Origin of the sequence: Pseudomonas beijingensis, from assembly GCF_030687295.1 — a bacterium.
GTDB classification, from domain to species: Bacteria; Pseudomonadota; Gammaproteobacteria; order Pseudomonadales; family Pseudomonadaceae; genus Aquipseudomonas; species Aquipseudomonas beijingensis.
Map to the genome: position 1 here is coordinate 2,572,416 of NZ_CP117425.1, position 26,520 is coordinate 2,598,935.

Below are 26,520 nucleotides of genomic sequence, written 5' to 3' on the forward strand. Positions count from 1 at the left end.
TCATCGCAGGGTAAAAAGTCTGGTAGACATCATAAGGGGACGCCCTTGAAATGGGTAGTTCACAAAGGATCTGTGGTGCCTGACCAAAGCGGTCTGTTGCGCTGTGGCGAGGCCTGTATACTTGCGCTCTATTTGAGGAGCGCTCCATGGTCGAAGATGTTGAACTGAATCGCCTCTACTGGCACAGCCGCCGCGGCATGCTTGAGCTGGACGTATTGCTGGTGCCGTTCGTGAAAGAGGTCTATCCCCATCTCAATGAAGTGGACCGTGCGTGCTATGTCCGCCTGCTCGAATGTGAGGATCAGGACATGTTCGGCTGGTTCATGGAGCGCAGCGAATCCGAAGACCCTGAGTTGCAGCGCATGGTCCGGATGATCCTGGACCGTGTCCAACCCAAGTAATCGCTTCGAATGCCGCGGGCAGGCCTCCGGGCAGTTGCTGGCGGCCTACCTGCTGGCTCAGGTGTTCGCCCTGGGTTCGTTGTTCCTGTTGTCCATCCCTTCCTGGTGCGCAGCGCTGGGCGTCATCCTGTGCCTGGCCCATGGCGCCTGGGTAATCCCCCGACAGGTAGTGCTGACCCATCGCCGGGCCTTTTGCGGGTTGCGTCGCAATGCCGCTGGCTGGCAGCTCTGGAGCCGGGCCGATGGCTGGCAGGCTGTGCAGCTACGCCCTGATAGCCTGGCGTTGCCGCTGATCATCGTGTTGCGTTTTCGCTTGCAGGGCGAGCGGCGGGTCCGCTCGCTGTGCGTGCCCCTCGACGCGCTGGCGCCGGATGTCCACCGGCGCCTGCGGGTGCGGCTCAGGTTCAGTCGCCGTAGGTGGGCGGCACCAGGATAGTGTCCAGTGCCTCGGGCAGCAGGTTCGGGTAGTCGAGGGTGTAATGCAGCCCCCGGCTTTCCTTGCGCTCCATGGCCGAGCGAATCATCAGTTCGGCCACCTGGGCCAGGTTGCGCAGCTCGATCAGGTCGCGGCTGACTTTATAGTTGCTGTAGAACTCATCGATCTCATCCAGCAGCAAGCGCACCCGGTGTTGTGCCCGTTGCAGGCGCTTGTTGGTGCGCACGATGCCCACGTAGTCCCACATGAAGCGCCGCAGTTCGTCCCAGTTGTGGGCGATGATCACGTCTTCGTCCGAGTCGGTGACCTGGCTGGCGTCCCACGAGGGCAGGGCGGCCGGAATGGCGATCTGTGGCAATTGCTCAAGGATGTCTGCCGCCGCCGAGCGGGCGTAGACGAAACATTCCAGCAGCGAGTTGCTGGCCATGCGGTTGGCGCCGTGCAGGCCGGTGAAGCTGGTTTCGCCAATGGCATACAGGCCCGGCACGTCGGTGCGGCCCTGTTGGTCGACCATTACGCCACCGCAGGTGTAGTGCGCCGCCGGCACCACCGGGATCGGTTGCTTGGTGATGTCGATGGAAAATTCCAGGCAGCGCTCGTACACCGTCGGGAAGTGGCTCTTGATGAACGCTTCTGGCTTGTGGCTGATGTCCAGGTAGACGCAATCGATCCCCAGGCGCTTCATTTCATGGTCGATGGCCCGGGCGACGATGTCACGCGGCGCCAGTTCGGCGCGCGGATCGAAGCGCTGCATGAAACGTTCGCCGTTGGGGAGCTTCAAGTGAGCCCCTTCGCCACGCAGGGCCTCGGTCACCAGGAAGCTCTTGGCCAGCGGGTGATAGAGGCAGGTGGGGTGGAACTGGTTGAACTCCAGGTTCGCCACCCGGCAACCCGAACGCCAGGCCATGGCAATGCCGTCGCCGCAGGCGCCGTCTGGGTTGCTGGTATACAGGTAGACTTTCGCCGCGCCACCGGACGCCAGGATGACGAAGCGCGCGCCGTAGGTGTCGACTTCGCCGGTACCGCGATTGAGCACGTAGGCGCCGAGGCAGCGATCACCGTCCAGGCCCAGGCGTTTTTCGGTGATCAGGTCGACCGCGACGCGTTGTTCCAGCAATTCGATGTTCGGCCGTAGTCGCGCTTGGGCGAGCAGGGTCTTGAAGATTGCCGCACCTGTGGCGTCGGCCGCGTGGATGATGCGCCGATGGCTGTGGCCGCCTTCGCGGGTCAGGTGGAACTCGAAACCACCGTCTTCGGTGCCCGATTGTTCGTCACGGGTAAACGGCACGCCCTGGTCGATCAGCCACTGGATGGCTTCCTTGCTGTGTTCGACGGTGAAGCGCACCGCTTGCGGATTGCAAAGGCCTCCGCCGGCGTTGAGTGTATCGTCGACGTGGGATTCAATGGTGTCGGTATCGTCCAGCACAGCGGCGACGCCGCCCTGGGCCCAGAAGGTCGAGCCGTTGGCCAGGTCGCCCTTGCTCAGTACTGCGATGCGCAAATGCGCAGGCAAGGTTAGCGCCAGGCTCAATCCGGCGGCTCCGCTGCCGATTACCAGAACATCGTGTTGAAACTGTTGGCTCATTCGAATGGTTTCCGCTCAAGGCGACCCGGGTCGGGGTTGGCGCCAGACACCGCTTCAACGGGTCGGGCAGCCACGCAGCCCACTAGTATATAGAGGGGGGGATCGGCACAATAGCCGGGCATTCATGGCAATGTGAAACCAGCGTGACAGAAAAGCGACACACTTCGTCGGATCGCCGGTTTGGCTTTGAGTCGACAAAGACGGCCGTTTCGAGGACAGAGCGCTGTTTATCACGTCATGGTTGCCCATTATTCTATCTACAGCGCTATAAATAGCGGGAACTTTTGCCAAGCGCCTACGTTCAATAGACGGTTGTCTGCAAAAGGGAGCAGCGTCGGGTTGGTGCAAGATTTCGATTGAAATCTCTGCCGACAGACCCGATGACAGATTATTCGCGCAGCCGGGGAATCTCCTGCTGCGTTTTTCGTGCGTGCCGAGATCAGAGCACGCCGGAAACTTGCTTGGAAGGGGGAGAACTTTTGCGAAAAGCCCGAGTCTATGTTTGCAAGCCCGGTCATTTAGTAATGCAAGCCTCCTTCGAGCTTATCGAGGAGTGTTCATGCTAACCCAGGAAGAGGATCAGCAGCTGGTCGAGCGCGTCCAACGCGGCGACAAGCGAGCTTTCGATCTGCTAGTGCTGAAATACCAGCACAAAATTCTCGGGTTGATCGTGCGTTTCGTGCACGACACCCATGAAGCGCAGGATGTCGCTCAGGAAGCCTTCATCAAGGCCTACCGCGCACTTGGTAATTTCCGCGGGGACAGCGCGTTTTATACGTGGCTTTACCGCATCGCCATTAACACGGCGAAAAACTATCTGGTTTCACGCGGCCGCCGGCCGCCGGATAGCGATGTAAGTTCTGAAGATGCCGAGTTCTACGATGGCGATCATGGCCTCAAGGATCTCGAATCACCGGAACGTGCGTTGCTGCGGGATGAGATCGAAGGCACCGTCCATCGAACCATCCAGCAACTGCCTGAAGATTTGCGTACGGCTTTAACTTTACGTGAGTTCGACGGTCTGAGTTACGAAGACATTGCGAGCGTCATGCAATGTCCTGTGGGCACCGTGCGCTCCCGGATTTTCCGCGCTCGGGAGGCCATCGATAAAGCCCTGCAGCCTTTGTTGCAGGAAAACTAGAGACAGCGGCGACAGCCAAGAGAGGAACGCCATGAGTCGTGAAGCCCTGCAGGAATCGCTGTCCGCAGTTATGGACAACGAAGCGGACGAACTTGAATTGCGTCGGGTATTGAATGCCTTCGACGATGTTGAAACACGTGAGACCTGGGCTCGTTACCAGATCGCCCGGGCTGTCATGCACAAGGACTTGCTGCTTCCACGCCTGGACATCGCCGCGGCCGTTTCTGCTGCATTGGCTGACGAAGCCGTACCGGCTAAAGCTTCACGCGGACCATGGCGCAGCCTGGGCCGTCTGGCGGTAGCCGCGTCGGTCACCGTTGCCGTACTGGCCGGTGTACGCCTGTATAACCAGGATGAGATTGCCGGCGTGCAAATGGCGCAGCAGTCCAACCAGCCTGGCTTGGTTGCTCCACAGGTCAAGGGCCCAGCGGTATTGGCCGGTTACAGCGAAGGTTCGGAAGCCGCAGGCCCGATGGTCAACGGTGTTCTGCAAGGCCAGCCTGGCTGGCATGATCAGCGTCTGCCCAACTACCTGCGTCAGCATGCCCAGCAAGCTGCCCTGAAAGGTACCGAAAGCGCGCTGCCTTACGCCCGTGCCGCCAGCCTGGAAAACCGTTAATAAGGAAAGCCATTGCGCGCCATACCTCTATTCACGCTTCTGCTTGGTGGCTGGTGTGCGATGCCAGCCCATGCCGATGAGGCTCAGGACTGGTTGAACCGCCTGAGTCAAGCCGAGCAACAGCAGAGCTTCCAGGGCACTTTCGTTTACGAGCGCAACGGTAGCTTTTCTACCCATAACATCTGGCATCGCGTCCAGGATGGCAAGGTCCGCGAGCGGTTACTCCAGCTCGACGGCTCGGCACAGGAAGTCCTGCGCATTGATGGGCATACTCAATGCGTCAGCGGCTCCTTGATCGCGGGGCTGGGCAATACGCCGGACAGCACTTCACGTGCGCTCGATCCGCAAAAACTCAAGAATTGGTATGACCTTGCCGTCATTGGCAAGTCGCGTGTGGCTGGGCGTCAAGCGGTCATCGTGGCATTGACGCCCAAGGATCAGCATCGCTATGGCTTTGAACTGCACCTGGACAAAGAGACCGGCCTGCCGCTCAAGTCCTTGTTGCTCAATGACAAGGGCCAATTGCTCGAACGCTTCCAGTTCACTCGCTTGAACGTCACCGCTCCCACGGATAGTGACCTTCAGGCCAGTGCCGAATGCAAGGCTGTCGCGCAGGATCCCGGAAAGGCCGTCGCGGCGAAAACCGCCTGGCACTCGGACTGGTTGCCACCCGGCTTTGAACTGACCAGCAGTGCCGCGCGCAAGGACCCAGACACCCATGTCCAGGTCAACAGCTTGATGTATGACGATGGTCTGGCGCGCTTCTCGGTGTTCCTGGAGCCGTTGAACGGTGCCAACGCCGCCGATACCCGTACTCAGCTTGGCCCAACGGCTGCCGTCTCCCGCAGGCTCACGACGCCCCAGGGCGAAATGATGGTCACGGTGGTCGGTGAGATTCCTATCGGTACGGCGGAACGGATCGCGCTTTCCATGCGCTCCGACGTCACCGCGACTCAATAGTCGGCTGACAGCACGGGTGGTTCGATTGCGCGAGAGGCTGATGACGCCAGGGCTTGATCGAAATGCCGAAACTTCCTGTCAGCATTTTCATTTGCAAAAAACCAGCTTTTTTTCTATAGGTCAGAGCCGCTCGGCCCTGGCCTTGTCTGTTCCCGGAACAAAAATACCGGCGTATCTTTCCCCTGGTATTCCTTGCTCCATATCGCTTAACCATGCTCGTCGTAACGGGAGCCGTATGTCGATACCACGCTTGAAAACCTATCTCTCCATTTTTGCCACCGTGCTTGTGCTCGGCCAGGCCGTTCCTGCTCTGGCGGTCGAATTGCCTGATTTCACGCAACTGGTCGAGCAGGCTTCACCCGCCGTGGTGAACATCAGCACGACCCAGAAGCTGCCGGATCGCCGTGTATCAGACCAGCAGATGCCGGATCTGGAAGGCCTGCCGCCGATGCTGCGGGAGTTCTTCGAGCGTGGCATGCCACAACAGCCTCGTTCGCCCGGCGGTGGCCGCCAGCGCGAAGCGCAATCCTTGGGGTCGGGCTTCATCATTTCGCCTGATGGCTACATCCTGACCAACAACCATGTGATCGCCGATGCCGACGAAATCCTGGTACGCCTGGCCGACCGCAGCGAGCTCAAGGCCAAGCTGGTCGGCACCGACCCACGTTCCGACGTGGCGCTGTTGAAAATCGAGGGCAAGGACCTGCCGGTGCTCAAGCTGGGCAAATCCCAGGACCTGAAGGCCGGCCAATGGGTCGTGGCCATCGGTTCGCCGTTCGGCTTCGACCATACCGTGACCCAGGGCATCGTCAGCGCCATCGGTCGCAGCCTGCCGAACGAAAACTACGTGCCGTTCATCCAGACCGACGTGCCGATCAACCCGGGTAACTCCGGTGGCCCGCTGTTCAACCTCGACGGTGAAGTGGTGGGCATCAACTCCCAGATCTATACCCGTTCGGGCGGCTTCATGGGCGTGTCCTTCGCGATTCCGATCGACGTTGCCATGGACGTGTCCAACCAACTGAAAAGCGAAGGCAAGGTCAGCCGTGGCTGGTTGGGCGTAGTGATCCAGGAAGTGAACAAGGACCTGGCCGAGTCGTTCGGGCTGGAGAAACCCGCCGGTGCGCTGGTGGCACAGATCCAGGAAGGTGGCCCGGCTGCCAAGGGCGGCCTGCAAGTGGGTGACGTGATTCTGAGCATGAATGGCCAGCCGATTGTCATGTCCGCCGACCTGCCGCACCTGGTGGGTGCCCTCAAGGCTGGTGCGAAGGCCAATCTGGAAGTGATCCGCGAAGGCAAGCGCAAGAACGTCGAGCTGACTGTCGGCGCCATTCCTGAAGAGGGCAAGGAGCTGGATTCGCTGCCCAAGTCCGGTGTCGAGCGCAGCAGTAACCGTCTGGGCGTGGCCGTGGCCGAACTGACCGAAGAGCAGAAGCGTACCCTGGAGCTCCAGGGCGGTGTGGTGATCAAGGAAGTGCAGGACGGTCCTGCCGCGCTGATCGGTCTCCAGCCGGGCGACATCATCACGCACCTGAACAACCAGGCTATCGGTTCGGCCAAGGAGTTCACCGACATTGCCAAGGCATTGCCGAAGAATCGTTCGGTGTCGATGCGGGTCCTGCGTCAGGGGCGTGCGAGCTTCATCACCTTCAAGCTGGCCGAATGATCGGTTAGCCGCTGAAAAAACCGCCTCGAAAGAGGCGGTTTTTTTATGCCTGGCGAATGCTCAGCCCATCATGTCCTTGACCATGCGTTCCTGCTCCATGAGCTCCCGTTGGCGGGCATCGATGCGCGACGACAGGGGGAAGTTGGTGCCGGCGCGCCGTTTGGCGAAGTCCAGTTGCTGAATGGCCTGACGGTAGTCGCCCACCAGGGCGAAGTACTCGGCACGGGCTTGGTGCAGGCCAATGATATTGCCTGACAGGCCACGGGTCTCGGCCACCATGTACCAGACGTCCGGGTCGTCCGGGCGCGACTTGAGCAAAGTTTCCAGGGCCTTCTCGGCATCGGCGGGGCGGTTCTGCTTGAGCAGCAGGTCGACGCGTACCTGGTTGAGCGGATAGTTGCCCGGGTACTGGCTCAGCATCCGGTCGACGCGCGATTGCGCGTCGGCCAGTTTGTTGCTGGTGATGTCCAGGTCCACCTGGGCCAGGTTGTAGATGATTTCGTTGGGAGATTTGGCCAGCAACGGCTTGAGGTTCTCCCGTGCTTCATTCAACTGACCGCCCTTGATCTGTGCGATCGCCAGGCCTATAGCGGGCCACGTCGTTCTTCGGGTTCTCATCCAGCTGTGCCCGGAAGCGCTTGGCGCCCAGGCCCGGGGTTTCTTCGTAGGTCAACTGGACCCGCGCGCGAATCAGTTGATAGCGCACGCTGTCCTCGATGCCGCCCGGCTTGGCCTGTTCGGCGCGGTTGCGGGTGTCGGCGATCCGGGATTCGGTCACCGGGTGCGTCAGCAGAAATTCCGGGGGCTTGGCGTCGAATCGATACTGGCGCATCAGGCGCTCGAACATGGTTGGCATGGACCGTGGGTCGTAGCCGGCCTTTTCCAGGTTCTGAATGCCGATGCGGTCGGCTTCCTGTTCATTCTGGCGCGAGAAGCGCCGTTGCTCCTGGATGGCGGCGGCCTGGGTCCCGGCGATGGCCGCGATCCCGGCGTCACCGCCACCGGCGGCGGCAATCACGATGCCAGCCAGTAGCGCGGCCATCATCGGCACTTGCATGCGCTGCTGGGCCTCGACGCCGCGGGCGAAGTGGCGTTGTGACAAGTGCGCCAGTTCGTGGGCCATGACCGAGGCATATTCGCCTTCGGTCTGAGCGTTGAGGAACAGGCCGCCGTTGACCCCGACAATGCCGCCCGGTGCGGCGAAGGCGTTGAGTTGCGGGCTATTGATCAGGATGAATTCCAGACGCCGGTCATTGACCTGGCTGGTCTCCACCAACTTGTAGACACTGGTCTCGACGTAGTCTTTGAGCTGTGGATCGTTGAGCTGTGAAACCTGGCTGCGCAGCAGGGCCAGCCAGGCGCGACCCAGTTGGTGCTCCTGTTCTGGCGAGACGATGGCAGAACTGGCATCGCCAAGTGACGGCAAGTCGTCGGCGAAGCCCGGTGAGGCAAGCAGGCAAGCGAGCGTCAGCAGGGTGGGGCGCAGAAATGTCATGCACGAGGCCTTAGTTGACAAAGACCCTACTGTAGCCGGACACCGGGCCCGGGACCAGATATTCTAGGCCGCTCAACGACCTGCCGCGGAGCGAACCCATGACTGATGCTGTAGCCCACGATGCCGAACTGGACGCCAGCGGCCTGAACTGTCCGTTGCCGTTGCTCAAGGCCAAGCTGGAACTCAACCGCCTGGCCAGCGGCAGTGTGCTCAAGGTGATCGCCACGGATGCGGGCTCGCAACGGGACTTTCGCACCTTCGCCCGATTGGCCGGTCATACGCTGCTGCGTGAAGAAGACGAAAACGGCGTCTACCGTTACTGGCTGAAAAAGGCCTGAAAAAACCGACAGCGTCTCTTAAGGATTTTTAATGTTCAAAGTGTTACGCGACTGGATTCAGCGCTACTTCTCCGATGAAGAGGCGGTTGTCCTGGCAGTGCTGCTGTTCCTGGCCTTTACCGCCGTGCTTACCTTGGGCGGCATGCTGGCGCCGGTGCTGGCGGGAATGGTGCTGGCGTACCTGATGCAGGGGCTGGTCACGACGCTGGAGCGTCTGCGGCTGCCCGGCACCGCGGCAGTGGGGCTGGTGTTCGCCCTGTTCATGGGGGTGCTGGTGGTGTTCATCGTGGTGATTGTGCCGCTGCTCTGGCACCAGTTGGTGACCTTGTTCAACGAATTGCCAGGGATGCTCGCCAAATGGCAGTCCCTGCTATTGCTGCTGCCTGAGCGTTATCCGCACTTGGTCTCCGATGAGCAGGTGTTGCAGACCATCGAAGTGGTGCGCGGCGAGATTGGCAAGTTCGGCCAATGGGCGCTGACGTTTTCGCTGTCCAGCCTGCCGCTGCTGGTCAACATCATGATCTACCTGGTGCTGGTGCCGATCCTGGTGTTCTTCTTCCTCAAGGATCGGGAAATGATCGGACGTTGGGTGCGTGGCTACCTGCCGCGTGAGCGGGCGCTGATCACCCGGGTGGCCCAGGAGATGAATCGGCAGATCGCCAATTACATTCGCGGAAAAGTCATCGAGATTTTCATCTGCGGCGCCGTGACCTATATCGGTTTCGTGACCATGGGGCTCAATTACGCGGCCCTGCTGGCGCTGCTGGTTGGCATTTCGGTGGTGGTGCCTTACGTCGGCACCGTGGTGGTGACCGTGCCGGTGGCCTTGATTGCGCTGTTCCAGTGGGGCTGGAGCGATCAGTTCATCTACCTGATGGCGGTCTACGGAATCATCCAGACCCTGGACGGCAATGTGCTGGTGCCGCTGCTGTTCTCCGAGGCGGTGAACCTGCACCCGGTGGCGATCATCTGCGCGGTGCTGCTGTTTGGCGGGTTGTGGGGATTCTGGGGCGTGTTCTTCGCGATTCCCCTGGCGACGCTGTTCAAGGCCGTGCTGGATGCGTGGCCGAGCAAGGAGCCGGTTGTAGCGCCGTTGTTGTAGCGTGAGTAATGGGGTGAGGCTTATGGCCCCATCGCGAGCAAGCTCGGCTCCCACAGGGGATTTATTAACGCCGCAAATCCAGTGTGGGAGCCGAGCTTGCTCGCGATAGCGCCAGTACAGGCCGCGAAAATTTCAGCCCTTGTTCAGCGCCTGAGCCGCCGCCAACACCGCATCCACATGCCCCGGCACCTTCACGCCACGCCATTCCTGGCGCAGCACACCGTCCTTGTCGATCAGGAACGTGCTGCGATCAACGCCCAGGTATTCCTTGCCATAGAGCTTCTTCAGCTTGATCACGTCGAACAGCTGGCAGACGGCCTCGTCCTTGTCGCTGATCAGCTCGAACGGAAACTCCTGCTTGCACTTGAAGTTCTCGTGGGACTTGAGGCTGTCCCGGGAGACGCCGAACACTTCAGTGTTGGCGGCCTGGAATTGTGTGTATTGGTCGCGGAAACCCTGGCCTTCGGTGGTGCAGCCGGGGGTACTGTCCTTGGGGTAGAAGTAGATCACCACCTGCTTGCCCTTGAGGGCGGCGAGGCTGATGGTCTGCCCGCTGGTGGCGGGCGCTTGGAAATCGGTAACCGGCTGGTCGACGGCAACGGCCATGAACGCTTCCTTACATTGGGTTTTGTGGGCGCCACGGTTCGATCAGCGCATCCAGGTTCATCGCATCGGCGAAGTCCAGAAACTGATCGCGCAGCCAACTGATCTGGGTGCCGGCGGGCAGGGTCACGGTGAACGTGGCGTTGAGCATGGTGCCGCCGGTCTGCGGAGCCTGGTAGGTGTCGCAGGTCAGGTTTTCCAGCTCGACGTGGTGGTCCATGAAGAACTGGCACAGCTCGTTGATGATGTCCGGACGGTAGGCTGAGCTCACATAGGCCACATAGGGCAGGGCCTGGGGACGGTTCTCCAGGGCTGCGCTGCGTACCACGTTGACGGTAAAGGCATGCTTCTTGGCCAGCACCGGCAGGCTGCCTTCCAAGCGTGCCAGGGCGTCCCAGCTGCCGGAGATCTCGAGCACGAGTGCACTGCATTCGCCATGACGGGTCAGGCGTGAGGTCACGACGGCGCAGCGATTCTCATGGCTGGCGCGGCACAGGACGTTAGTCAGCTCCATGGGGTTGGCGCCAAGGGCACTGATAACAAGGAATTGTTCGCGGACTGTGGGGGTGGACATGCAGCATTCCTAAAGCGATGAGCGGTCGGTACCTTTGCCGCTCGACACAGCGCCAGGCCCGGAAAAAACCAACGGCTCAAGCCTTGTACCCGGGGTTGCGCTGCATTCCGCGACAGCAGGAATGCACCAGGATAAACCCGGGATCGGGGCTTGTGGCGTCGAAAACGGAGGCTGGAAACCGGCGTATGAGCCTGTCGGTACCGATCAAAGCCTGAAGGGTAGCGAAAACCATCGCCCAGGGGAATGGTAGTTCGCTTGTACAAGCATCTTGGCGCCAGTACCATTACCGCTCTCTTTTTCCGGCAGGAGCGGTTTCATGATTGCGGGCAGTATGGTGGCACTGGTCACACCCATGGATGCACAAGGGCATCTTGACTGGGCCAGCCTCAGCAAACTCGTGGACTTCCACCTTGAGAACGGCACCCATGCCATTGTCGCCGTCGGTACCACCGGCGAGTCGGCAACCCTCGACGTCAATGAGCACATCGAAGTCATCCGTGCCGTGGTCAAGCAGGTCAACGGTCGCATCCCCGTCATCGCCGGTACTGGCGCCAACTCGACCCGCGAAGCCGTCGAGCTGACCCGCAACGCCAAGGAAGCCGGTGCCGACGCCTGCCTGCTGGTCGTCCCGTACTACAACAAGCCAACTCAGGAAGGCTTGTACCAGCACTTCAAACACATTGCCGAAGCCGTCGACATCCCGCAGATTCTTTATAACGTTCCCGGCCGTACCTCCTGCGACATGCAGGCCGAGACCGTGATCCGCCTGTCCACCGTGCCGAATATCATCGGCATCAAGGAAGCCACCGGCGACATGAAGCGCGCCAAGGCCATCCTCGATGGCGTGAGCAAGGACTTCATCGTGCTGTCCGGCGATGATCCGACAGCGGTCGAGCTGATCCTGCTGGGTGGCAAGGGCAACATCTCCGTCACTGCCAACGTCGCCCCGCGCGAAATGGCCGACCTTTGCGAGGCTGCGCTCAAGGGCGACGCCGAGACTGCACGGGCCATCAACGAAAAACTGATGCCGTTGCACAAGGATCTGTTCATCGAGGCCAACCCGATTCCGGTGAAGTGGGCCTTGGTTGAAATGGGCCTGATGCACGAAGGCATCCGCTTGCCACTGACCTGGCTGAGCACCTCCTGTCACGAACCGCTGCGGCAGGCCCTGCGCCAGTCCGGCGTCCTGGTTTAATTGAGGAAGTACAACGCATGAAGCGAATGGCCGGACTTTCCGCACTTGCCTTGATTATCTCCAGCACCAGCGGCTGTGGATGGATCTGGGGGCCGGAAGGTTACTTCCGCGATCGTGGTAGCGATTACCTGCAAGCGCAACAGACTGCACCGATGCAACTGCCGCAAGACGTCAACGTCGCCAAGCGCCTGGATCCGCTGCTGCCGATCCCGCGCAACGTAGCCGACGACAGCGTCAAGGGCGAATACGTCGTTCCACGTCCGCAGCCGCTGTCGGCCGTGGCCGATGCCAGCGACTACACCCTGCAGAAGAGTGGCGATTCCAGCTGGGTCATGGGCCAGCATCCACCGGCCGAAGTCTGGCCCGTGGCGATCCAGTTCTTCCAGGACAACGGTTTTCGCCTGGATGAACAGCGTCCGCAAACCGGCGAGTTCACCACCACCTGGCAGCGTTCCGATGAACTGTCCGCCGCCATGGCCAAGCGCCTGAGCGCCGCCGGTGTCGCAGCCGACAGCGAAACCCGCGTGCGGGTGCGCATCGAGCCGGGCGTGCAGCGCAACACCAGTGAAATCTACGTGGTCAGCGCCGAGCGTCCCGCCGGCAGCACCGCCGATGTGGCCTTCACCAACCGTTCGGTCAATACCGGCCTCGACGCTGCGCTGGTGGACGACATGCTTGCCAGCATGAGTCGTAACGCGGAGCAGGGCGGTTCGGTGTCGATGCTGGCTACCCGTGACTACGACACCCCGAGTCGCGTCAGCCTGAACGAAGACGGCAGCGGCAACCCGGTGCTCAACGTCGGCTCCGACCTGGACCGCGCCTGGTCGAGCGTTGGCCGTGCGCTGGAGCAGGGTGAGTGGCGCGTTGAAGACATCAACCGCAGCCTGGGCCTGTACTACATCAACCTCGCCGAGAAGGCCGAGAAGAAAGACGAGAAACCTGGCTTCTTCAGTGGCCTGTTCGGCAGCAAGCCGGACAAGGAAGAAGTCGAAGCCCGCGCCGAGCGTTATCAGGTTCGCCTGAGCAAGGTCGGCGACAACGTCCAGGTCACCGTCGAGAAGAACATCAACACCGTGGCGCCGGCCGATGTGGCCCGCAAGGTGTTGAGCGTGATTCAGGATAACCTGGGCTGATCCGATGCGTTTTGCCGTTCTCGGCAGCGGTAGCCAGGGCAACGGCACGCTGGTCGCCAGCGCTGGCACGTACGTGTTGGTCGATTGTGGTTTCTCCCTGCGGGAAACCGAGAAACGCCTGTTGCGCCTGGGTGTGCACCCGGCGCAACTGAGCGCGATACTCGTGACCCACGAACATGCCGACCACGTGCATGGCGTGGGTTTGCTGTCTCGGCGCTACAATCTGCCGGTGTACCTGAGCCATGGCACACTGCAAGGCCTGCGCAAGCCCATCGAGCCGGCCGGTTTCGTGGCCGGTGGCGAGCAACTGCGCATCGGTGACCTGGACATCAGCGTGGTCAGCGTGGCGCACGATGCCCGGGAACCGACGCAGTATGTGTTCAGCGATGGCGAGCGGCGCTTCGGGTTGCTCACCGACCTGGGGTCGTATTGCGACAGGGTGATGGACAGTTACCGGGACCTCGATGCGTTGATGATCGAGTCCAACCACTGCCGTGACATGTTGGCCCGTGGTTACTACCCGTACTTCCTCAAGCAGCGGGTAGGCGGGGAGCACGGACATTTGAACAACCATCAGGCCGCGTTCCTGGTGGCCGAGTTGGGCTGGCAAGGCCTGCAACACCTGGTCCTGGCCCATCTGAGCAGCAAGAACAACCTGCCGCAGCTGGCCCGGCAATGTTTCGTCGACACCCTCGGGTGCGACCCGGACTGGCTGCAACTGGCCGATCAAGATTCAGGGCTCGACTGGCGACATATCGCCTAGCCCACTACTTAGCAAGCGGAGCCCATCATGGAAAAACGTGAAGAACTCTACCGCGGCAAAGCCAAGTCGGTTTACAAGACCGACGACGCTGACCGCTTGATCCTGCTGTTTCGCAACGACACCTCGGCGTTCGACGGCAAGCGCATCGAACAGCTGGACCGCAAGGGCATGGTGAACAACAAGTTCAACGCCTTCATCATGCAAAAACTCGAAGCCGCCGGCGTGCCGACCCAGTTCGACAAGCTGCTGGGCGACAACGAATGCCTGGTCAAGAAGCTGGACATGATCCCGGTCGAATGCGTCGTGCGTAACTACGCCGCCGGCAGCCTGGTCAAGCGCCTGGGCGTGGAAGAGGGCATGAAGCTCAACCCTTACACCTTCGAACTGTTCCTGAAGGACGACGCCAAGGGCGACCCGTTCATCAACGAATCCCACGTCGTGGCCTTCGGTTGGGGCACCGCCGAGCAACTGGCCCGCATGAAGGAGCTGTCCCTCAAGGTCAACGAAGTGCTGACCAAGCTGTTCGACGACGCCGGCCTGCTGCTGGTGGACTTCAAGCTTGAATTCGGCGTGTTCAGCGACGGCTCCATCGTCCTGGGCGACGAGTTCAGCCCGGACGGCTGCCGCCTCTGGGACAAGGACACCAAGAAGAAGATGGACAAGGACCGCTTCCGCCAAGGCCTCGGTGACGTCATCGAAGCCTACGAAGAAGTCGCCCAGCGTCTGGGTGTGCCGCTGTAATCGACGCAAGCATCTGATAGCACGGAAAAAATTTCGCTCGGGGGTTCGCTTCCGGCGAATGTGCTGGTATGATGCGCGCCACTGGAGAGATGCCGGAGTGGCCGAACGGGACGGATTCGAAATCCGTTGTACTGGCGACAGTACCTAGGGTTCAAATCCCTATCTCTCCGCCATTATTGAATACGACTAAGCCCCTGAAATGGTTGAACATTTCAGGGGCTTTTTCGTTTCTGGCGTTTGGTTTAGGGCATTTTTAGGGCAAGTGAATAGCCCTTGAATCTCCTGGCAGGTATCAAGCTCCTTGGAGAGGTCGGGTGAAAACTCTGCGATGCCGGCGTCTTCCCTGCGCTATCGATATGAGCCGCCGGAGCATACGAATGGACGGTTATGCGTTCAGTGATTGCTTTTGCTTAGCTCAGTAGAGGCGAAATGATGGCGGTGTAGTAGCTATGGTGCCTGATTTCATGACATATTCGCTGCACGTCGTCGGGCTGGCTTGATGTCACCTGCTCTATGGGTTAACCTGTGTGTTAAGGATTCAGCATGAAGCTGTGCGTACTGACAAGGAAGTACATCTTTGAAAAAGCCGGCGTCAATACTGGCAAGCAGGTTGTACTCAATGGCACTCTTAAGTGGGTCCCTGTGATGATTCTTCCCGCCTCCGAGCAGGCCGATAAGTCATTTTTCGCCAAGTCGGTCATCGCTGAAGTTAATGATAACTCCAAAAAGAGCCATTTCGTTGCTATGGTCGATGCCATTTATAGCGGGATGATGATGGAGGATTTTTCTGAGCATTTTGCGAACAGCATCGTGAGCTACAAGGTCGCACATAGTTTTAAATATGCCGGTAAAACCGAAAACTTGCGTGAGTTGAAACATGGCAATAAAGATAGAATATATATATACCCATACACCGGGCTAGGTGAGCGTTATGTTTTTTTCCTTGAGGCTGCCCATAAAAATCAGCAGACGACAGAGAAATCAGTTAAAGATCGGGCTGAAGAATTGATTAAAAAAATAGTTGACTCAAAAATTATGCTTATTTCGAAGGGTTAATTTATGGATAATTTCGAAATCGCTCGGCAGATTGAAGAAGACTCGGAAGTTTTCGTTTTTGCGCGACGTGCAGCTCCAGTTTTTGAGATTAGGCGAGTAATGGCTGCGAAGGGGCTGAAGAATATTGATGTCGCGGAAAGACTTGGCGTTTCCGAGGCAAATGTCTCCCGGTGGCTCAAAGGAGACCAGAATCTGAAACTTGATACTATCTATTTGCTCGCTGATGCTATTCAAGAAAAGCTTAATATTTGCTTTGGTGAGGCTCAAGTACGTTCCGCCTTGTCTCATTTGAGCTTTTCTGAAACTGAAGCAGATATTTTTGAAGTCGAGAATGGTGGTTTGTGCAGCGCTGCAAATTCCTCTAGGTATGGTTTCAATGATGGAGAGGTAGAGGCCAATGAAGGTTCCTTCGCTTTCAATTGATAAAGTGGAGTTTGTTCACGTTAAAGTTGAAGCTAATCCGAGTTTTGAGGGCGAGTATTCGCAAGAATTTTTGCAGCTTGACTTCCCTTTTAAGGGTGTGCTTTTTAGGCGTCGGATGACTCTGCAATATGACAAGGACAAAGCCGAAGATCCCAAAGATTTTATTTTTGGTCTGAATATTATTCTTGTTAATGACGAAGGTACGGAGAGCCCTATTGAGTTGCCTTATAGTGTAGATATTAAGGCTATTGTGTATCTCCGATATAAATCTGACACGTTGCATGGGATGGAGCTTTTTCGCGCTGTCAGAGCTACCGGGTATGTGATTTTGTATGGTGCTATTCGTGAGATGGTTTCTAATCTTACTGCTAGGGGGTCTCACGGTATTTGGTCTTTGCCTTCGGCGAACTTTAATGAGGCAGCTCAAGAGGAGGCTGAGCAGGATGAAGTTAGGCGGCAGGCTTATATTCTTAAGAAGACCAAGGTGGGGGCTTCCAAACCTAAAAGGCCGCGTAAAAAGTCTTTAGATAAAGAAAAGTAATAGCTTTCTTGCTTGGAAGGCCATAATTCTCCACTTGAGATAACTATGGCCTCACTGCTTGCTTTTTTAGTTCCTGAACCCAAGCATCTCCGAAACCATCCCTGCCATGCTCTTAGTATCAGTAGGAATCCACCGCCCATAGTGCTTCCTAACCATCGTCGTATCCGCATGGCCCAACTGTCTAGCCACCCACTCCACCGGCACATAACTCGACAGCATCTGACTGGCAAAGGTATGCCGACATTGGTTAGCTCCCCGATGCCTAACCCCAGCCTTTTTCAAATGCTCAGTAAACCATTTGCTCAACGTCCTCCCGTTCCATAGCAACCCACTGGTGCTGCTGCGAAACAGAAACCGTACTTTCTGCTTCTTGCTAGTGATGTTATCTCGCTGAATTACCTTAATCTCTTCATAGGGGGCCCGGTGAGCTGCGGCGACAATTTCCCTCATCAGATCAAGGGCGGGATCGATAAGCTCCACTGTACGTAATCTGGTGCGTTCCTTGGGCACCTTGAATTCACCCACAACCAACGCCCGGCGCACATGCACTACGCCGGCTACCAGATCCACGTCCTCCACTGCCAATGCGATGAGCTCCGAAAGGGATAAACCGGCCCAAGGGGGAAACGGGGACAGACCACGATTATGATATTAGAAAGGGGGCGTCAATGTGGTATGAGTTCGTTACATTCTTAAAATCAGTTCCGGACGTAATTTGGTCAGGTATTGGTGCATCGTGCATTACGCTCATAGGTGTCATGCTCTCGAATAGAAGTAACAATACTCGGCTGAAGCTTCAACTTGACCATGATGCACGCGAGAAGTCTAAGGAGAAGAACAGTAATCTTCGGCGTGAGGTTTATTTAAAAGCTGTTGAGGATATTGAAGTAACCAATATCCATGTTGGCAGTTTGGCTAGTCGTGATTTGTCTACGTTGACTATGAGTTCTGAGCTTCAGGCAATAACAGCGTCGATGGCAAAGTTGAAGTTAGTGGCGGAGCCGAAAACCACGCAGCTAGCAGGGGAGCTAAGTGTGGCGTTCGGAATATTGTTTTTGAAACTACTACCGAGGCTTCTTCCGGTGCAGGATGCAAAAGCCGATATTGAAATTAATGATACGGGCTATATAGGTTCATCCGCTGAAGCCTCAAGAATATTGCGAGAAATGCATAAGTTTAATGAAGAGGGGCGGCAGGATGCTGAGATATTTCAAACTCTCCAAAACTCTTACGATTTTTTTTCCAGTCAGGCTCAGGATTACGCCGATGCTAGGTCGACTGCATACGATGTCTACAATGCTCGATTGAGGGAATTTAACAAATTGCTGATGCCAGATATGAAAGAGCTTTCCAAGATGCAACTAAAGCTCATGATATCTATTCGCAATGATCTCGGAATTGTCTGTGATATTCCTGCTCTTGAGCAACAGTTAGAGCGCCAATGGACGGTAATGGGTGCCGAGTTTGGAAGTGCAATGGATTTGTTTCGGGAAAAACCTGACGCCGGACTAGGCTGAAACTCTATTAGAGTTACACTTGTAATGTTCTCGAGAGGCTGATGAAATACTTACAGTGAGCACGCGCAATGTGATTAGGTTAGATAGCGTTAGTCATCTAGCTCAGGGAAAATGATTTTTCCCACAATCCAAGACTGCACGATGTCGTTATGAACCGTACGTAAAAACGATCCCCATTCCGTACGGTTGTGAGCGTCTGGCCCAATGATCGTCAGCAGTAGGTACGCATCTTTGAAGTCATCATAGGCGTAAATAAGCCAGAAGTCGTTGTCAGGGTCTTCCGTTAGGGCTGTGCGATAGTACTGGCGGCCGATTTGGGCCCAGCGAGCTTGTGTTTCTGCGGTGCTAGCCAAATGGATGTGATACATATCGCTCAGATCGAGCTTTTCATCTCTGCCAAAGATAGCCGGAAGGTCGCCGCACACTTTGTAGTTATAAAAGTGTGCGGCAATATTTTTCCAGTTCTGTGTTTCTTCAAAAAGTGCGGAAATTTTAACGGCTGGCATCCACGCCTACTTTGTAATAGGAAGCTTGCCAGTGATTACAAATTTATCGAACACTTTCTGACCATCACGTGCAGCTTGTCGAACGTCAAGAAATGTCAGCTCTTCGTGAGTGACTTTTCTGCGTGCTTTCTCGACTTTTTTTGTGGTAGCCATCGGAGCCTCCGAGGTGTGTGTATTCATGCTGATCAGCTTATGTGATTAATCGACCTCGGGCAAACCGGAGGGTTTCGGTGTCATCGAACCATGCCGTTTCGACGAAATGGGCCCCGTGAGAGAGGCCCTTTGAGCTACGCCGGTTCTGCATCCAACCGCCGGGCTATGACGTCGAGTACGTCGCAGCCATCCCTCAAGGAGATGCAGCATAGTTGTGCAAAGTCCTGAAGGACCACTGAATCACTTGGAATGTCCCCTCGCATGGCGAGGTTCTCTAAAAGCTGGGTGACCGCGCGGATTCTATAGCCCGCCGTGTCGAGCAGGATGTGCAAAGGTGCGGAGGTATCGACGAAGAGAGGTTGATCGTCGGCATTGCTGGTAAGAGCCATGTATCTATTCATTTTTTAAATTCCATTTGATTGAGGACCTTCTTAGTCGTCGCCAAACGAATAAGGTGGTAGCTGTACGCGGGTTGGCGAACCGGACAAATAGAAAAACCGGCAGATCCGAAGATCTCCCACGCACAGCTACCGAAAAGCAGCATATTGCGCACGGTAGCGTTCCGCAATCCGTGAGAGGTTCCTGCATATTTGTCATGGGTCGCCAAACCCAAGCCGCTCTTACGAACGGCACTTGGACTATAGAGCCCTTCTGGAGAAATCATCAATCAGATGATGAGTCAGAAAATTCTCTAAATTATGTGGGCGGGAAATGTCAGAAAATTCCCCGCAGCTATTGCCTCCCCCGCCTTTTTTATCCCGCCCAACCCCCTCCGCGACCTGCATAACCCCGGTGTCTGCCAGACCCAAAGCTTTGTAACAATTAGACTAATGGTCTATAGCTCAAGACATGGCTGCCGATAGGTCAGTCAATCCCCCATGAAAGGAGTGACACCCCATGCCACGGTTTTTTGCCGATCTGGGCTTTCGTTGGAAAATCACTCTCCCGATTACATTCCTGGCTGTGCTGCTGGTGCTGATGGGATGGACGGGCATGCGCGGCATCGGTCAGGTGACTGAATCGAGCACGCAGTTGACCAAACGTTATCTGCCGGCCATCAGCCTGTTGCTCAATGCCGATCGCGATCTTTATCAGGCTTTCGTCGCCGAGCGCAGCCTGCTTGACGGTCATGCGGATGAGCATATTCAAGCGTTGGGCGCCAGCCATGGCGAGAATGCGAAGCAGGCGTATGACCGCGTGCAGCAATATGCCGCGATGCAGCCTGGTGCCGAGGCGCAGGCGTTGGTCAGCCAATTCAATGACAGCTTTGGGAAATGGATGCAGGTTTCGCGGCGGGTCCTCGAACAGTCTGTAGGCGATCCGCAGGGCGCCAGCGCCTTGAGCTTTGGTGACAGTGAGCGTCTGTTCGAAACCATGCGCGACTCCATCGACAAGCTGGGTGAGCTGGAAGACGCGGCGTCACATCGCGAAGGCGATGCGGCGATTGAAAACGGCGAGGCAGTCGGCGTGCAACAGGGCGCGATTCTGCTGGTTGGGCTGCTCGGTTGTATCCTGGTGCTTGTTGTTCTGCCGCTCGTGGTGCTGAGTCCTATGCGTCGACTGCTGCACCGCGTCGAGCAGATTGCCGAGGGAGGGGGCGATCTGAAAGGGCGTCTCGAGGTACGCTCGGCCGACGAGTTGGGCCAGCTCGGCAGTGCCTTCAATCGTTTTCTCGACAAGCTGCAGCCTTTGATCGCCGAGGTTGGACGGGTGACCGGGGAGGTCGACTCCGCGGCGCGCGCCATGGCCGACATGGCCACGACGAATGACCGGTTGATCAGCAGCGAGCATGCGGCGCTCGATCAGGTCAGTACCGCCGCCACTCAGATGAGCGCGGCGGTGCATGAAGTTGCACATAACGCGGCGAACGCCTCGGGTGCCGCGCAACAGGCGAGCAGCCAGTCTCGTGACGGCGCCGAGGTGGTCAGCAGTACCATCGAATCGATCCGCCAGTTGGCCCAGGAAGTGGAGAGCGCTTCGGGCACGATCGAGGCATTGGCCCAGGAAACTTCCAGTATCGGTGCCGTGCTCGAGGTGATTCGTGGTATCGCCGAACAAACCAACCTGCTTGCGCTGAACGCCGCCATCGAAGCCGCGAGGGCCGGTGAGCAGGGCCGTGGTTTTGCCGTGGTGGCCGATGAAGTCAGGGCGCTCGCGGCCCGCACCCAGGATTCGACCAAGGACATTCAGGTTCGCATCGAGCGGTTGCAGAGCGGTGTCGCCAAGGCTGTGCAAGCCATGCATGTGGGCAGCAGCAAGGCCCGGGACAGCGTCGAACGTGCGGCGGGTGTCGATCAGGTGCTCAGCGGTACTGGCGGTTCGATCCAGCGGATCAACGACATGGCCGCACAGATCGCCAGCGCTTGCGAGGAGCAGAGCAGCGTCACCGAAGAAATTGCCCGCAACATCTCCGACATCCGCGACTTGTCCAACGAAGCAGCCGCCAATTCCGCCCAGAGCATGCACGCCAGCCGACAGCTTTCCACGCTGTCGCAAAACCTGGCAGGGCTGGTCGGTCGCTTCCGCACCTGAAACCGGTGGTGTTGCGTCTACTGACGACCACCTGCGAGCCCTGCATAGCAGGGCTTTGTCCTGCTGCCCGGTGTGTTGAATGCCGGGCAGATCATCGACCGCACGCGGTACCTGCTCCAGGTGCACTACGGTCGGCGGATGGTCGCGCAGAAGTTCTCACCTTATCTGCACTGGCAGTTCAATCCTGAGGTCCTGGCCGCCGCGACACCTCGTCAACGGCGGTTGCTGGGGGGCCATCAGGACGCTGAATACGATTGAGCCTGGCTCAGTCAGATCCACACATCGTTGACCGCCGTTCGCTCATTGGTTTCTTCGCCGGTATTGAGGACGCCGCGTGGCTCGATCAGCAGCAATTTCACTTCCTCTGCGGCGCTGGGCTTATGCTCGACGCCCTTTTTTGACCACGAACATCTCGCCCGGGCCAATTGTCACTGCGCCGTCGCGAAAGTCGATACGCAGCTCGCCCTCCAGCACGATGAAGGTTTCATCCGTATCGGCGTGGGCGTGCCAGACGAAGTCGCCTTCGAGCCGGGCGATCTTGAATTGGTAATCGTTCATTTCGGCCACGACTTTCGGTGCCCACTGTTCTTGGAACAGGGTGTATTTCTGAGCGAAGTTGATGGGGGCGTAACGGGTCATCGAGGCATGCTCCTTGGTGGGGTGGTGCGTCCTACTTTATGGTTCGAGCCTGCGTGCGTATTGGATGATCGTGCAGCTTTTTGCGGCGCGCAGTCGCTGTCTTAGCGCAGCATGTTCAGCCAGCGTGCCGGTGAAATACCGAAGGCCTGGGTATGCAGCCGGGTCATGTGGCTCTGATCGAAAAAACCACAGGCCAGGGCCACTTCGCTCAATGGCGTGCCGTGGAAGGCCAGGCGCCGGGCTTCATTCAAGCGACGCTGGGTGATGTAGCGATAGGGGCTGGTGCCGTACAGCGCCCGGAAATCCCGGGACAGGCTCCATCGATCCCTGCCGCTGGCCTGCACCAGATCGTCCAGGGTGATCGTCTGGTCGAGGGCATCGTGGATGAACAGACGGGCACGCTCTGCCGCCGGGTAGTCGATCAGCCGCCGTCCACGCCTGTTGCCCGCCGCGGTGTCCAGTGCCTGGGCTACATCGTAGATGGCGTCTTCTTCTTCCAACGGGTCGAGGGGATGATCCAGGCTGTTCAATAATCGACGGGTCGCGATGTTGAGGCGAGGATCGCTGGACAATCCTCCTTCGATGAAGGGCAATGTCTTGCCCCCCAACACGTGCTGGATCACCGACGGTTCTATGTAGAACATCCGGTAGCGAAACCCCTCGCTCGTCCCGGCTTCACCATCGTGCACCTCGTCCGGATGCAGGACAATGGTGCCGCCGGGTTGGCTGTGGCGTTTAGTGTGGCGATAGTTGAAGCTCTGCACACCCGAAAGTGTGATGCCGATGGCGTAGGTGTCATGGCGATGGGTGGTGTAGCCATGCCCGCTGAAATAGGCCTCGATGCGTTCCATTTTCCTCGATTCAGGCGCTCGCACCAGCCAGTCGCGGTTGTGGATGGATCGAGTCATTGCACCGGCCTCCTGCTTTTTTCCGTATACCCTACCTGCCGGGTGACCTTCGTCACAGCAAAAAAACTCAGGCTGCAGCACTGTTTACTTGAGGCGAATAAACCTGTGGCGAGGGAGCTTGCTCCCGCTCGGTTGCGCAGCGACCGCAAAATCATAGGGCCGCTTCGCAGCCCAGCGGGAGCAAGCTCCCTCGCCACAGTTCAGATCTCTTTTACCGGCGTTTCACCCTGGACATTCTTGATCAGCCGGATAACGTGAAGGCAGTCACTCTTGTTCACATAGGATTCGCCACTGGCGATCGTTTCGTGGTTGCCGGCCCTCAAGCGCCAGCGCCACTGGCCTTTTCCGGTGCTCGGGGTGCCTCGGGTCTGTCGATAGATCTCAAAATACATCGGTTCGCTCCCTGCGATTCATTCACTCAAGACATGCATTGAACATGTGGCTGCAAGCCTAGCGAAGTGGGTGGTTTTGGCTATGGGAAATTCGTTTCCATTGGTTATCAAATATTGCTGGGCATGGCCCGGATCGGGTATTCGACCCTTTCAGGAAAAAAGTCATGTCGCGAACATGAGGTCGGCATTTCTGTTCAATCCCTGAAATAGGCTTTTCACTGTGGCGAGGGTGCCTCTTCCAAGTTCTTTGACGGTATTACACAGGCGCTTCGCCTTTTCGCGCATAGACGCACAACCCCCGGCGTTTCTACACTGCATCCCATCAAGGAATCGGGGGGCAGTGGATGAACCGCAACGAATTGCGCAAGGCCGACATCAACCTCATGGTGGTTTTCGAAACGCTGATGCTTGAGCGCAACGTGACGCGAGTGGCGGAAAAACTGTTCCTGGGCCAGCCGACCATCAGCTCGGCCCTCAATCGTTTGCGCAAAATGTTCAATGACCCGCTGTTCATTCGCGTCGGCCACCGCATGGAGCCGACGGCCCGGGCCGAGGAAATCATCCGGCATCTCTCGCCGGCGCTCGATTCGCTGTCGGTGGCTTTGAGCCTGACCCACGATTTCGATCCCGCCAACAGCACCATGACGTTTCGCATCGGCCTGTCGGACGACGTCGAGTTCGGCTTGTTGCCGCCGCTGTTGAGCAGCTTGCGGCAAGAGGCGCCGCAAATCGTGTTCGTGGTCCAGCATGTCGATTACTGGCGCATTCCCGATTTGCTGGCATCGGGCGATATCACTGTGGGTATCAGCCAGACGCGCGGCTTGCCGGCCAACGCCAAGCGCAAGCTGTTGCGCCACATCCAGCCTCGCGTGTTGCGCGCCGATGCGTCGGACACGCCGCTGACCCTGGACGAGTACTGCTCGCGGCCTCATGTGCTGGTCTCCCATACCGCGAACGTTGCCGGGTTCGCTGACGAATGGCTGGCCGAGATCGGACGCACGCGCCAGGTCGTGCTGTCGGTGCCGCAATACAGCGCATTGCCGGCGTTGCTGGCCGGCACCGACCTGATCGCCAGCCTGCCGGACTATACCGCTGCTGCCATGGCCGCTTCGGGGCACCTGTTCAACGAACCTTTTCCCTTCAAGACCCCGACCCTGGATTTGTCCATGGTCTGGCTGAGCCATGTCGACAGTGACCCGGCCGAGCGCTGGTTGCGGTCGCGGCTGGAGGCGTTCATGGGCGAACGCGTGCCGCTGGAACAGTCCTGACCCCGGCCCGCACCGAAACAAAACCTGCCTGAACGAATCAAGTCGAGGTAAGGTTGTGCCGGCTGAAACCCCCTCGTCATCTTTTCGAATCGGAGTCGAACACATGCCTCACCTGCACATGGAATACACCGCCAACCTGCCCCAGCTGAATGCCGAGGTCGCACTGATGCGCCTGAACAATGCACTGGTGCTCTCCGGTCAATTCGGCGCCGAGTTGGACGTCAAGAGCCGGGCCGTGAAGCTCGAGACTTTTCGAGTGGGTACAGGGATAGGCGAACGGGGTTTCGTGCACGTGAAGCTGGCCTTGCTCAGCGGCCGCTCGGTGGAAATCAAGAAACAACTGTCCGCTAGCCTGCTGGCGGTGATCCAGGACCTGGGGCCATGGCCGGCCGAGGTCAGCGTGCAGCTGTGCGTGGAGATTCTCGACATCGACCGAGAGCCTTATGCCAAGGCCTTGATCGGTCAATGACGATCAGGTGCTACGTGGGCGCAGGCTTTGATGATCTGTTCGCGTAGCCAGGCGTTGGCACTGTCCTGATCGAAGGCCGGGCTCCACTGCATGTTCAAGGTAAACCCCGGTAGGCCCTTGGGCGCTTCGTGGTGATTGAAAATCGCCTCGTTGGCCAGCAGCTTCTGGATGCGGCGGGGCAGGGTCAGGATAAAGTCGGTGCCAGTGATCATCTTCAGTGCGGCACTGTAGCTGTTGGCGCGCGCGGCGATTTGCCGTTGATGCGCCTGCTGCGACAGCCAACCATCCACCCTGTTGGTCGCTGACGCCCAGGGCGTCGGAAACACGTGTCGGCGCTGTACGAAAGATTGAAGGCTCAGCTGTGGTTCAAGTGGCGTCGCCCGTTTGTCCACGACGCAAACCAGGTCCTCCTCCAACAACTGCCGGAATTTGAATTCGGCATGGTTGCGGTGCACGTTCGGGCCGAAGCAGATCGCCAGGTCCAGGCTGCCGTCGCGCAACTCCTCTGCGGGATTGTCGGCTTCAAGCTTGTGCACGTTCACCACCACCGGCAGCTTGGCGTAATCGAAGCCATGCAGCAGCTGCGGCAGGATCAGGTGTTCGAAATATTCCGGTGCGCCAATATTGAAGGTAATGGCTTGCCGTGTCGGATCAAAGGTTGGCGGACCGGCATGGCACAGGTTGATGCTCTGCAAAATGCCGCGCACATGATCGTACATGCCCTCGGCCTTACAAGTGGGGCGCATGCCGGTGCGGGTGTTGATAAACAACTCGTCCTCGAAATAGGTTCGCAGTTTCTTGAGGCAATAACTGACGGTTGACTGGCTGACGCACAATGCCTCGGACACGCCGGTGACACTGCTTTGCTCGTACACGGCGCTAAACACCATGAGGTCCTGCATGTCGAGCTTTCTGAGGGCGTTACTGTTCAGCATCCGTTCTGTCTCTCGCTGTGCTCCTTGCGCGGATCTTGCGCAAACCAGGCTGATGATCCTAACGGAACGATGGTACCAAGAGAATGCCAGGCAGGCGTTTTCATGGTCGGGAACGGGACAGATAGTGTAGGGAACACGACGTGTTGATCATCGACTGATGCGTTTGCTTATGTTTAGTTAGCGGCAATCCAAGCTCCATCAAATCCAGGTTTAACCGCCCAAGGTGGCATGGGACGCTTGCTCAATGTGTTTCCTGTGATGCGCTCATGGACGGTTGGCCCCTGGCATTCCACTACCCTTCATCCGCCGCCGTCGATCCGGTCGGCAGGTTCCTGCCTGCCATGGCCCCAGCCCTCAGCGCGCTGCCCTCCGAACTGGCCTTTTGGGCGCTCTGGCATTGCCGTCATGCGCGTCCTCCAGATACTCGTA

The 26,520-nt window shown here is 58.0% G+C and carries 27 protein-coding genes, 1 tRNA gene and 5 pseudogenes; 22 read left to right on the top strand and 11 right to left on the bottom strand.

Going from position 1 to position 26,520, the window contains the following annotated elements:
• Positions 1-146 precede the first annotated feature (146 nt).
• Both PSH84_RS11685 and PSH84_RS11690 read left to right on the top strand, forming a co-directional pair.
• Positions 147-401 (top strand): FAD assembly factor SdhE, encoded by a 255-nt coding sequence (locus PSH84_RS11685; RefSeq protein ID WP_003184348.1) that lies wholly within the window; start codon positions 147-149, stop codon positions 399-401.
• Positions 385-837: a protein YgfX gene (locus PSH84_RS11690; protein WP_305482950.1), complete on the top strand. Its 453-nt coding sequence runs from the start codon at positions 385-387 to the stop codon at positions 835-837. The genes PSH84_RS11685 and PSH84_RS11690 overlap by 17 nt, the downstream gene beginning before the upstream one ends.
• Here the strand turns inward: PSH84_RS11690 and nadB are convergent.
• Positions 806-2,422, bottom strand: coding sequence for an L-aspartate oxidase (nadB, locus tag PSH84_RS11695; protein WP_305470124.1), 1,617 nt, complete (start codon positions 2,420-2,422; stop codon positions 806-808). The genes PSH84_RS11690 and nadB overlap by 32 nt on opposite strands.
• Before the next feature lie 559 nt (positions 2,423-2,981).
• Between nadB and rpoE the strand changes: the two genes are divergently transcribed.
• The 4 genes from rpoE to PSH84_RS11715 all read left to right on the top strand — a co-directional run bounded on the left by rpoE (position 2,982) and on the right by PSH84_RS11715 (position 6,808).
• Complete coding sequence (gene rpoE, locus PSH84_RS11700; protein WP_003172477.1) at positions 2,982-3,563, top strand: RNA polymerase sigma factor RpoE/AlgU; 582 nt, start codon at positions 2,982-2,984, stop codon at positions 3,561-3,563.
• A gap of 31 nt (positions 3,564-3,594) precedes the next feature.
• On the top strand, positions 3,595-4,182 hold the full coding sequence (locus PSH84_RS11705) for a sigma-E factor negative regulatory protein (RefSeq protein ID WP_122566072.1): 588 nt from the start codon (positions 3,595-3,597) through the stop codon (positions 4,180-4,182).
• Between the two features lie 12 nt (positions 4,183-4,194).
• On the top strand, positions 4,195-5,142 hold the full coding sequence (locus PSH84_RS11710; RefSeq protein ID WP_305482952.1) for a MucB/RseB C-terminal domain-containing protein: 948 nt from the start codon (positions 4,195-4,197) through the stop codon (positions 5,140-5,142).
• A 235-nt stretch (positions 5,143-5,377) separates the two neighbouring features.
• Positions 5,378-6,808: a DegQ family serine endoprotease gene (locus tag PSH84_RS11715; protein WP_305470127.1), complete on the top strand. Its 1,431-nt coding sequence runs from the start codon at positions 5,378-5,380 to the stop codon at positions 6,806-6,808.
• A gap of 60 nt (positions 6,809-6,868) precedes the next feature.
• On the opposite strand, the pseudogene PSH84_RS11720 reads toward PSH84_RS11715, so the two are convergent.
• Positions 6,869-8,303: pseudogene (locus tag PSH84_RS11720) on the bottom strand (M48 family metalloprotease).
• A 98-nt stretch (positions 8,304-8,401) separates the two neighbouring features.
• Here PSH84_RS11720 and PSH84_RS11725 point away from each other — a divergent pair.
• Both PSH84_RS11725 and PSH84_RS11730 read left to right on the top strand, forming a co-directional pair.
• A complete protein-coding gene (locus tag PSH84_RS11725) occupies positions 8,402-8,641 on the top strand; it encodes a sulfurtransferase TusA family protein (RefSeq protein WP_053120054.1) in 240 nt (79 codons plus the stop codon).
• Positions 8,642-8,672: 31 nt separating this feature from the next.
• Positions 8,673-9,743, top strand: a complete 1,071-nt coding sequence (locus tag PSH84_RS11730; protein ID WP_122566077.1) for an AI-2E family transporter — start codon at positions 8,673-8,675, stop codon at positions 9,741-9,743.
• Positions 9,744-9,875: 132 nt separating this feature from the next.
• Here PSH84_RS11730 and PSH84_RS11735 read toward each other — a convergent pair whose 3' ends face one another.
• Complete coding sequence (locus tag PSH84_RS11735; RefSeq protein WP_122566078.1) at positions 9,876-10,349, bottom strand: peroxiredoxin; 474 nt, start codon at positions 10,347-10,349, stop codon at positions 9,876-9,878.
• A gap of 10 nt (positions 10,350-10,359) precedes the next feature.
• Complete coding sequence (locus PSH84_RS11740) at positions 10,360-10,920, bottom strand: glycine cleavage system transcriptional repressor (protein WP_003184325.1); 561 nt, start codon at positions 10,918-10,920, stop codon at positions 10,360-10,362.
• A 316-nt stretch (positions 10,921-11,236) separates the two neighbouring features.
• Between PSH84_RS11740 and dapA the strand changes: the two genes are divergently transcribed.
• The 8 genes from dapA (at position 11,237) to PSH84_RS11780 (ending at position 16,772) form a co-directional block, all read left to right on the top strand.
• Entirely contained in the window at positions 11,237-12,115 is an 879-nt protein-coding gene (gene dapA, locus PSH84_RS11745; protein WP_122566079.1) for a 4-hydroxy-tetrahydrodipicolinate synthase, read from the top strand.
• Positions 12,116-12,132: 17 nt separating this feature from the next.
• The gene (gene bamC, locus PSH84_RS11750; RefSeq protein WP_122566080.1) at positions 12,133-13,248 is read left to right on the top strand and encodes an NlpB/DapX family lipoprotein; all 1,116 of its coding nucleotides are present in this window, start codon (positions 12,133-12,135) and stop codon (positions 13,246-13,248) included.
• A 4-nt stretch (positions 13,249-13,252) separates the two neighbouring features.
• Positions 13,253-14,011, top strand: a complete 759-nt coding sequence (locus tag PSH84_RS11755; protein ID WP_122566081.1) for an MBL fold metallo-hydrolase — start codon at positions 13,253-13,255, stop codon at positions 14,009-14,011.
• Positions 14,012-14,038: 27 nt separating this feature from the next.
• Positions 14,039-14,752 carry a phosphoribosylaminoimidazolesuccinocarboxamide synthase gene (gene purC / locus PSH84_RS11760; RefSeq protein WP_025212375.1) on the top strand — a complete coding sequence of 238 codons (714 nt, stop codon included), beginning with the start codon at positions 14,039-14,041 and terminating at the stop codon, positions 14,750-14,752.
• Between the two features lie 83 nt (positions 14,753-14,835).
• Positions 14,836-14,925: transfer RNA gene (locus PSH84_RS11765), tRNA-Ser, on the top strand.
• 370 nt (positions 14,926-15,295) lie between these two features.
• Positions 15,296-15,808: a hypothetical protein gene (locus PSH84_RS11770; RefSeq protein WP_305482954.1), complete on the top strand. Its 513-nt coding sequence runs from the start codon at positions 15,296-15,298 to the stop codon at positions 15,806-15,808.
• A gap of 3 nt (positions 15,809-15,811) precedes the next feature.
• Positions 15,812-16,231, top strand: coding sequence for a helix-turn-helix domain-containing protein (locus PSH84_RS11775; protein WP_305482956.1), 420 nt, complete (start codon positions 15,812-15,814; stop codon positions 16,229-16,231).
• The gene (locus PSH84_RS11780) at positions 16,206-16,772 is read left to right on the top strand and encodes a hypothetical protein (protein WP_305482958.1); all 567 of its coding nucleotides are present in this window, start codon (positions 16,206-16,208) and stop codon (positions 16,770-16,772) included. The genes PSH84_RS11775 and PSH84_RS11780 overlap by 26 nt, the downstream gene beginning before the upstream one ends.
• A gap of 66 nt (positions 16,773-16,838) precedes the next feature.
• On the opposite strand, the gene PSH84_RS11785 is transcribed toward PSH84_RS11780, so the two are convergent.
• A complete protein-coding gene (locus PSH84_RS11785; RefSeq protein ID WP_305482959.1) occupies positions 16,839-17,342 on the bottom strand; it encodes a tyrosine-type recombinase/integrase in 504 nt (167 codons plus the stop codon).
• 98 nt (positions 17,343-17,440) lie between these two features.
• On the opposite strand from PSH84_RS11785, the gene PSH84_RS11790 reads away from it, so the two are divergent.
• Complete coding sequence (locus PSH84_RS11790) at positions 17,441-18,289, top strand: hypothetical protein (protein WP_305482960.1); 849 nt, start codon at positions 17,441-17,443, stop codon at positions 18,287-18,289.
• Positions 18,290-18,378: 89 nt separating this feature from the next.
• Here the strand turns inward: PSH84_RS11790 and PSH84_RS11795 are convergent, their stop codons facing one another.
• Positions 18,379-18,795, bottom strand: coding sequence for a type II toxin-antitoxin system YafO family toxin (locus tag PSH84_RS11795; protein ID WP_305482961.1), 417 nt, complete (start codon positions 18,793-18,795; stop codon positions 18,379-18,381).
• 287 nt (positions 18,796-19,082) lie between these two features.
• Positions 19,083-19,349 (bottom strand): hypothetical protein, encoded by a 267-nt coding sequence (locus tag PSH84_RS11800; protein WP_041475780.1) that lies wholly within the window; start codon positions 19,347-19,349, stop codon positions 19,083-19,085.
• Between the two features lie 577 nt (positions 19,350-19,926).
• Here PSH84_RS11800 and PSH84_RS28995 point away from each other — a divergent pair.
• The 3 pseudogenes from PSH84_RS28995 to PSH84_RS11810 all read left to right on the top strand — a co-directional run.
• Positions 19,927-20,574 (top strand): annotated as a pseudogene (locus PSH84_RS28995) (MCP four helix bundle domain-containing protein); the annotation flags it as partial.
• 312 nt (positions 20,575-20,886) lie between these two features.
• A pseudogene (locus PSH84_RS29000) lies at positions 20,887-21,480 on the top strand (methyl-accepting chemotaxis protein); the annotation flags it as partial.
• Between the two features lie 96 nt (positions 21,481-21,576).
• Positions 21,577-21,738, top strand: a pseudogene (locus PSH84_RS11810) (phytanoyl-CoA dioxygenase family protein); the annotation flags it as partial.
• 11 nt (positions 21,739-21,749) lie between these two features.
• On the opposite strand, the pseudogene PSH84_RS11815 reads toward PSH84_RS11810, so the two are convergent.
• From PSH84_RS11815 to PSH84_RS11825, 3 genes and pseudogenes are all read right to left on the bottom strand, one after another.
• A pseudogene (locus PSH84_RS11815) lies at positions 21,750-22,119 on the bottom strand (cupin domain-containing protein).
• Positions 22,120-22,220: 101 nt separating this feature from the next.
• The gene (locus PSH84_RS11820; RefSeq protein WP_305482964.1) at positions 22,221-23,027 is read right to left on the bottom strand and encodes an AraC family transcriptional regulator; all 807 of its coding nucleotides are present in this window, start codon (positions 23,025-23,027) and stop codon (positions 22,221-22,223) included.
• 200 nt (positions 23,028-23,227) lie between these two features.
• Positions 23,228-23,419: a YegP family protein gene (locus PSH84_RS11825; protein WP_063322516.1), complete on the bottom strand. Its 192-nt coding sequence runs from the start codon at positions 23,417-23,419 to the stop codon at positions 23,228-23,230.
• 344 nt (positions 23,420-23,763) lie between these two features.
• On the opposite strand from PSH84_RS11825, the gene PSH84_RS11830 reads away from it, so the two are divergent.
• A complete protein-coding gene (locus tag PSH84_RS11830; protein WP_122566095.1) occupies positions 23,764-24,687 on the top strand; it encodes a LysR family transcriptional regulator in 924 nt (307 codons plus the stop codon).
• Between the two features lie 103 nt (positions 24,688-24,790).
• Entirely contained in the window at positions 24,791-25,156 is a 366-nt protein-coding gene (locus PSH84_RS11835) for a 5-carboxymethyl-2-hydroxymuconate Delta-isomerase (RefSeq protein ID WP_122566096.1), read from the top strand.
• Here PSH84_RS11835 and PSH84_RS11840 read toward each other — a convergent pair.
• Complete coding sequence (locus PSH84_RS11840; RefSeq protein WP_305482967.1) at positions 25,150-26,091, bottom strand: LysR family transcriptional regulator; 942 nt, start codon at positions 26,089-26,091, stop codon at positions 25,150-25,152. The genes PSH84_RS11835 and PSH84_RS11840 overlap by 7 nt on opposite strands.
• Between the last annotated feature and the right edge of the window lie 429 nt (positions 26,092-26,520).

Excerpts from the sequence above, each read along its gene's own strand:
- PSH84_RS11835 (WP_122566096.1), top strand. The coding sequence starts at position 24,791 with ATGCCTCACCTGCACATGGAATACACCGCCAACCTGCCCCAGCTGAAT.
- bamC (WP_122566080.1), top strand. The coding sequence starts at position 12,133 with ATGAAGCGAATGGCCGGACTTTCCGCACTTGCCTTGATTATCTCCAGC.
- PSH84_RS11730 (WP_122566077.1), top strand. The coding sequence starts at position 8,673 with ATGTTCAAAGTGTTACGCGACTGGATTCAGCGCTACTTCTCCGATGAA.
- PSH84_RS11800 (WP_041475780.1), bottom strand. The coding sequence starts at position 19,349 with ATGAATAGATACATGGCTCTTACCAGCAATGCCGACGATCAACCTCTC.
- PSH84_RS11705 (WP_122566072.1), top strand. The coding sequence starts at position 3,595 with ATGAGTCGTGAAGCCCTGCAGGAATCGCTGTCCGCAGTTATGGACAAC.
- PSH84_RS11820 (WP_305482964.1), bottom strand. The coding sequence starts at position 23,027 with ATGACTCGATCCATCCACAACCGCGACTGGCTGGTGCGAGCGCCTGAA.
- PSH84_RS11790 (WP_305482960.1), top strand. The coding sequence starts at position 17,441 with ATGTGGTATGAGTTCGTTACATTCTTAAAATCAGTTCCGGACGTAATT.
- PSH84_RS11775 (WP_305482956.1), top strand. The coding sequence starts at position 15,812 with ATGGATAATTTCGAAATCGCTCGGCAGATTGAAGAAGACTCGGAAGTT.
- purC (WP_025212375.1), top strand. The coding sequence starts at position 14,039 with ATGGAAAAACGTGAAGAACTCTACCGCGGCAAAGCCAAGTCGGTTTAC.
- PSH84_RS11715 (WP_305470127.1), top strand. The coding sequence starts at position 5,378 with ATGTCGATACCACGCTTGAAAACCTATCTCTCCATTTTTGCCACCGTG.
- PSH84_RS11770 (WP_305482954.1), top strand. The coding sequence starts at position 15,296 with ATGAAGCTGTGCGTACTGACAAGGAAGTACATCTTTGAAAAAGCCGGC.
- nadB (WP_305470124.1), bottom strand. The coding sequence starts at position 2,422 with ATGAGCCAACAGTTTCAACACGATGTTCTGGTAATCGGCAGCGGAGCC.
- PSH84_RS11830 (WP_122566095.1), top strand. The coding sequence starts at position 23,764 with ATGAACCGCAACGAATTGCGCAAGGCCGACATCAACCTCATGGTGGTT.
- PSH84_RS11780 (WP_305482958.1), top strand. The coding sequence starts at position 16,206 with ATGAAGGTTCCTTCGCTTTCAATTGATAAAGTGGAGTTTGTTCACGTT.
- PSH84_RS11685 (WP_003184348.1), top strand. The coding sequence starts at position 147 with ATGGTCGAAGATGTTGAACTGAATCGCCTCTACTGGCACAGCCGCCGC.
- PSH84_RS11740 (WP_003184325.1), bottom strand. The coding sequence starts at position 10,920 with ATGTCCACCCCCACAGTCCGCGAACAATTCCTTGTTATCAGTGCCCTT.
- rpoE (WP_003172477.1), top strand. The coding sequence starts at position 2,982 with ATGCTAACCCAGGAAGAGGATCAGCAGCTGGTCGAGCGCGTCCAACGC.
- PSH84_RS11795 (WP_305482961.1), bottom strand. The coding sequence starts at position 18,795 with ATGCCAGCCGTTAAAATTTCCGCACTTTTTGAAGAAACACAGAACTGG.
- PSH84_RS11735 (WP_122566078.1), bottom strand. The coding sequence starts at position 10,349 with ATGGCCGTTGCCGTCGACCAGCCGGTTACCGATTTCCAAGCGCCCGCC.
- dapA (WP_122566079.1), top strand. The coding sequence starts at position 11,237 with ATGATTGCGGGCAGTATGGTGGCACTGGTCACACCCATGGATGCACAA.
- PSH84_RS11725 (WP_053120054.1), top strand. The coding sequence starts at position 8,402 with ATGACTGATGCTGTAGCCCACGATGCCGAACTGGACGCCAGCGGCCTG.
- PSH84_RS11825 (WP_063322516.1), bottom strand. The coding sequence starts at position 23,419 with ATGTATTTTGAGATCTATCGACAGACCCGAGGCACCCCGAGCACCGGA.
- PSH84_RS11755 (WP_122566081.1), top strand. The coding sequence starts at position 13,253 with ATGCGTTTTGCCGTTCTCGGCAGCGGTAGCCAGGGCAACGGCACGCTG.
- PSH84_RS11840 (WP_305482967.1), bottom strand. The coding sequence starts at position 26,091 with ATGCTGAACAGTAACGCCCTCAGAAAGCTCGACATGCAGGACCTCATG.